Source organism: Candidatus Methylomirabilis sp., assembly GCA_036000645.1.
Lineage (GTDB): Bacteria > Methylomirabilota > Methylomirabilia > Methylomirabilales > JACPAU01 > JACPAU01.
On the sequence record DASYVA010000036.1, the window covers coordinates 1 to 4,376 of the forward strand.

A 4,376-nucleotide genomic window follows, 5' to 3' on the forward strand; every position below is an offset into this window, starting at 1 on the left:
GACCTGCAGAAGCTGGTCATGAAGGCCAGCATGGCCCTCCAGATCCTGATCCTCCAGCAGAAGATCCGGAATCTCTAGGCCGGCGCTCTCCGCCCCGGTTCCGGGAATCCCGGTCCCCGCGGGCCCGGCCCCCTTCCGGGGCACCCCGTGCGTCGCTCCGGCGAGGGCGCATTCGCCCTTGGTGGGTCCGGAGAGGGGTGGTATGATACGCGTCCGACGTCCCCCTCCGAGATCCCATGAACCGGAAACGATTCGCCCGACTGGTGACCGAGGCCCTGGAGACCCTCCCCGAGGAGCTCCGGTCGCGGATGGCGAACGTGGAAGTCGTCATCGCCGACTGGCCTACCCCGGAAGACCTGGAGGAAGCCGGCCTGGGGCCCGAGGACACTCTCTTCGGCCTCTACCAGGGGACGCCCCTGCCGGAGCGGGGGGTCGAGGCGCCCCCGCTCTTTCCGGACAAGATCACCATCTTCCAGGGGCCGCTGGAGGAGTGGTGTGATGGCGACGCCGAGACCCGGGAAGAAATCCGGACCACCGTGGTCCACGAGATCGCCCATCACTTCGGCATCGGGGAGGAGCGCCTCACGGAGCTCGGGTGGGCCTGATGGGCCGGAATCCGCTGCGCCCTGGGCCGGGGCCGGCGCGGCCTGCCCGCCCCCCGTCCTCGGCGCGCCGGCGTGAGCCAGAGATCCAATTCCTTGGAGTCCCACTAGCCATGCGCGGGACGTGCGACGAGCGCTGCCGGTTCCTCGATATGCCGGCGGACCATGCGATTGCCGAGCTCAGCGTCGCGCGCCTCGTCCTCTACGAGGATCAGACGTTCCCCGGGTATTGCCTGCTCGTCCTCCGGGACCACGCCACCGAGCTCTTCCACCTCACGCCCGCCGTCCGGACGGCCCTCCTGGAGGACGTCTGCCGCGCAGCGGAGGCCCTCCAGCGGGCCTTCCGGCCCATCAAGATCAACTACGCCGTCCTCGGCAACCAGAGTCCCCACATCCACTGGCACCTGGTCCCGCGTCATGCCGGCGATCCGGCCTGGCCGCGCCCGGTCTGGACGCACGCCCACGAGAAGCAGGTGCCGTCCCCCGCCCGGGCGCGGGAAGTGGCGCAGGCGATCCGGGAAGCCCTCCGGTGAGATGGGGGAACGCTTGCTCTGCGGGGGGAGGTGGGTATAATAGCGCGAGCATGCCGGCTCCGGCGCCCGCATCGGTTTCCGGTTCCCCCGGGACCGCGCCCGTCCCGTGCGATCGGTGCGAGACGGCGATGGTGGAGCACCACTGCAAGCTCCAGTGCCCCCGGTGTGGCTTCACCCGCGATTGCTCCGATCCCTAGCGGCGCCCGCGTCCGAGGCCGCCATGGCGCCGGCCTTTCGGCCGGCTCCATCGCCAGACTCGCCCTGCGCCTCCGGGCGCGCGCGCGCGGGGGCGCCCGGGGGGGCCGGGATGCTCGTGGGCGGGTGCGGGGACAGGGGGTGGGGGGGATCTCAGAGGGCGTCGAGGGACTCGGTGAACTCCTCGACCATGCTGGCGTGGTGAAACTTCGTGGCCTGCGTGATGCCCTGCCGGTAGGCGGCCCTGGCCGCCTCCCGGTCGCCGAGACGCTCGTGAGCCTGGGCGAGCAGTCGGTAGGCGGAACCCTCGTCCTCCTGCCGCGCGAGGTAGGCCGTGAGGGCCACGACGGCGTCGGCGTAGCGGGCGGTCTTGAAGTATTCGTTGCCCAGCATGAAGTGGACCATGGGGTCGTCGGGCGTCTTGGCCCGCATTCCTTCGAGGATCACCACGCGGTCCATGCTTCCTCCCCGAGGCTGATCCGCCCGGTGACGGGCGACCGTATCCTAGGATAGGCGCCCGTCCCGGGGAGTCAAGCACGGAGTGGGGCAGGCGACGCGGCGCTCGCCCGGGCGCGCGCGGGACGGGGAGAGGGGAACAGGATGGGCATCTGGCCGGGTCGGAAGGGGAAGGATGTCGGGGGGGCGGGGGCGGAGCGGCTCCCTCCCGGCCAGCGGGTCACGCGCGATTGGCCGGTCCTGCATGCCGGGAGCATCCCGCGGTTCGCCGAGGCGACCTGGGACTTCCGCGTCTTCGGCCTCGTGGAGCGCCCCCTCCGATTCACGTGGCGGGAGTTTCAGGCGCTTCCCCGCCTCCAGGTGGTCTCGGACATCCACTGCGTCACCACGTGGAGTCGCTTCGATAACCGGTGGGATGGGGTGGCCGGCCGGGACCTGCTCGACCGGGCGGGCGTGAAGCCGGAGGCCCGCTTCGTCGTCGTGCATGCCGAGCAGGGGTACACCGCGAACCTCCCCCTCGAGGCCCTGCTGGACCAGGACGTCCTCTTCGCGGACACCCACGATGGCAAGGCGCTGGCCCCGGAGCACGGGTTCCCCCTCCGCCTGGTCGTCCCGAAGCGGTACTTCTGGAAGAGCGCCAAGTGGGTCCGGGGGATGGAGCTCACGGCCGAGGATCGGCCCGGGTTCTGGGAGGTCCGGGGCTACAACAACAACGCGGACCCGTGGCGGGAGGAGCGGTACTGGTAAGGGACGGGGAGCCTCCGGCGGATGCCACGGGAGCCCTACCACACCGTCTGGGCCGTCTTTGTCTTCGGCTGGCTTAACATCTACCTCCTCCGCATGGCCCTCGCTCCCCTTCTCCCCCTCCTCATGGGGGAATTCGATCTGAGCTTCACCCAGGCCGGCCTCCTCGCCACCGCGTACTTCTATGCCTACGCGGGGATGCAGGTCCCGGCCGGCGTCCTCGGGGAGCTCTTCGGCCGGAAGCGGGTGCTGGTGGCCGGGACGCTGACCTGGGCCGTCGCCTCGCTCCTCACCGGCTTCGCGACGTCCTTCGGCCAGATCTTCGCCGCCCGATTCGTGGCCGGGCTGGGGATGGGGTCCTATTTCGGGAACGACCGCCCGCTCATCGCCGCCGCGACCCCCTCCGGGAAGATGGGCGTGGGCCACGGGATCTCCTTCACCGGCGGGGGGCTCGGCCTGTGCCTCGGTCTCCTGCTAGGCGGAGTGCTCGCGGAGGCATGGGGGTGGCGAGCCACGTTCGTCCTCCTCTCCTTCCCCTCGTTCCTGGCCGCGGCCGCGGTCTGGCGGTTCATCCGGGAGCCGGCCACCGCCTCTCGCCGGGGGTGGGACTGGCGTCCCTACCGGGCGCTCCTGGGGCAGGGGGAGCTCTGGCGCCTGTACCTGGCCCAGGCGATGAACATCTATGCCCTCTCCCTGGTGGGCACGTGGGCCCCGGCGATGTTCCAGGAGCTGGGGGTGCGCACGCTCGGGGCCTCCTCGCTGTACGCGAGCCTGTTCGGGCTCGCTGCCCTGCCCGGGCTGCTGCTGGTCGGCTGGGCCAGCGACCGGGCAGCCGACCGGGGGCTGGGACGCAAGGGGGTCGTGGCGCTGACCTACCTGGGCGTGGCCGCTGCCTTCGTGGCCCTCGGGATCGGGCTCAGTCTCCGGGTTCCGGCGGCGGCCCTGGGCACCGGGATCTTCCTCGCCGGCGTGTGCCTCTGGGGCTGCTACGGGCCGGCTTACGCCGTGCTCGGAGAGTTGGCGCCCCCCGAGGTCCTCGGCACGGCCTTCGGCCTCTGCAACACGGTGGCCTTCCTGGGGGCCCTGGCGGCTCCCATGGTCACCGGGTGGATCCGGGACATGACCGGCTCCTTCGCCGGCGGCTGCTATGCGGCGGCCGGCCTGGCGCTGGTGGGCGCCATCCTGGCGCTCAGCATCCCTCCGGCCTTCCGGCTGGCGCCCGAACGGGCGCGAACCGGGGAGCGGTGACGGAGAGCCCATGACCGCGCGGCCGGGCCCCCTCTTCTGCCCGTACTGCGCCATGACGCAGTTCCAGGTGGATCCGGAGGCGGAAGGGACCGTCCACTGCGAGGTCTGCGGGGTAGATGTCCCGATCCGGGAGCTGGTTCAGCCCCCCGAGTGAGCGGGCCTCGGCGCGGCGGGTGAGCAGGAACCGCTGGGATCCCTGTCCCGATAAAAACCCCGGCGCTCCTCGCGGGGCGCCGGGGGATCTGGCTGGGGAGGGTGTCAGGCGAGCTTCATCACGTTGGCAGCCTGCTTCCCCTTCGGCCCGTCCACGACCTCGAACTCCACCTCCTGCCCCTCGCTCAGTGACCGGAAGCCGGTCCCCACGATCGCGCTGTAGTGGACGAACACGTCATCCCCGTCCGGCCGCTCGATGAACCCGTACCCCTTCGCGTCGTTGAACCACTTGACCTTCCCCGTCAACTTCACAGCCTCGCGCCCTCCTCTACGGTGGAACCCCGTCGTGTCCTCAGTGAGCCATCCCGAGAACGCTGGGACCGCCCTCCCCTCCTTCTCCCTCCCCCGGTTACCGTCCTGCTCGGGACACCGAAAACACAAAAAC

7 protein-coding genes are annotated in these 4,376 nt (G+C 71.0%); 5 read left to right on the forward strand and 2 right to left on the reverse strand.

The annotated features are described in order from the left end of the window. Nucleotides 1-236 precede the first annotated feature (236 nt). Together VGT06_01965 and VGT06_01970 are read left to right on the forward strand one after the other, a co-directional pair. Nucleotides 237-605 (forward strand): metallopeptidase family protein, encoded by a 369-nt coding sequence (locus tag VGT06_01965; protein HEV8661898.1) that lies wholly within the window; start codon nucleotides 237-239, stop codon nucleotides 603-605. Between the two features lie 110 nt (nucleotides 606-715). After that, nucleotides 716-1,135 carry an HIT family protein gene (locus VGT06_01970; protein HEV8661899.1) on the forward strand — a complete coding sequence of 140 codons (420 nt, stop codon included), beginning with the start codon at nucleotides 716-718 and terminating at the stop codon, nucleotides 1,133-1,135. Nucleotides 1,136-1,483: 348 nt separating this feature from the next. On the opposite strand, the gene VGT06_01975 is transcribed toward VGT06_01970, so the two are convergent. Next, nucleotides 1,484-1,789: a tetratricopeptide repeat protein gene (locus VGT06_01975; GenBank protein ID HEV8661900.1), complete on the reverse strand. Its 306-nt coding sequence runs from the start codon at nucleotides 1,787-1,789 to the stop codon at nucleotides 1,484-1,486. A 141-nt stretch (nucleotides 1,790-1,930) separates the two neighbouring features. Here VGT06_01975 and VGT06_01980 point away from each other — a divergent pair, with 141 nt between their 5' ends. The 3 genes from VGT06_01980 to VGT06_01990 are packed head-to-tail and all read left to right on the forward strand — an operon-like array spanning nucleotide 1,931 to nucleotide 3,932. Next, nucleotides 1,931-2,533, forward strand: coding sequence for a sulfite oxidase-like oxidoreductase (locus VGT06_01980; protein HEV8661901.1), 603 nt, complete (start codon nucleotides 1,931-1,933; stop codon nucleotides 2,531-2,533). A gap of 21 nt (nucleotides 2,534-2,554) precedes the next feature. Next, nucleotides 2,555-3,778, forward strand: a complete 1,224-nt coding sequence (locus VGT06_01985) for an MFS transporter (GenBank protein ID HEV8661902.1) — start codon at nucleotides 2,555-2,557, stop codon at nucleotides 3,776-3,778. Between the two features lie 10 nt (nucleotides 3,779-3,788). Beyond that, nucleotides 3,789-3,932, forward strand: a complete 144-nt coding sequence (locus VGT06_01990; GenBank protein ID HEV8661903.1) for a hypothetical protein — start codon at nucleotides 3,789-3,791, stop codon at nucleotides 3,930-3,932. A gap of 104 nt (nucleotides 3,933-4,036) precedes the next feature. Here the strand turns inward: VGT06_01990 and VGT06_01995 are convergent, their stop codons facing one another. Beyond that, a complete protein-coding gene (locus tag VGT06_01995) occupies nucleotides 4,037-4,237 on the reverse strand; it encodes a cold shock domain-containing protein (GenBank protein HEV8661904.1) in 201 nt (66 codons plus the stop codon). Nucleotides 4,238-4,376 lie beyond the last annotated feature (139 nt).

Bases quoted from the DNA above. Each gene is read 5' to 3' on its own strand.
- VGT06_01965 (HEV8661898.1), top strand. From the start codon at position 237: ATGAACCGGAAACGATTCGCCCGACTGGTGACCGAGGCCCTGGAGACC.
- VGT06_01970 (HEV8661899.1), top strand. From the start codon at position 716: ATGCGCGGGACGTGCGACGAGCGCTGCCGGTTCCTCGATATGCCGGCG.
- VGT06_01975 (HEV8661900.1), bottom strand. From the start codon at position 1,789: ATGGACCGCGTGGTGATCCTCGAAGGAATGCGGGCCAAGACGCCCGAC.
- VGT06_01980 (HEV8661901.1), top strand. From the start codon at position 1,931: ATGGGCATCTGGCCGGGTCGGAAGGGGAAGGATGTCGGGGGGGCGGGG.
- VGT06_01985 (HEV8661902.1), top strand. From the start codon at position 2,555: ATGCCACGGGAGCCCTACCACACCGTCTGGGCCGTCTTTGTCTTCGGC.
- VGT06_01990 (HEV8661903.1), top strand. From the start codon at position 3,789: ATGACCGCGCGGCCGGGCCCCCTCTTCTGCCCGTACTGCGCCATGACG.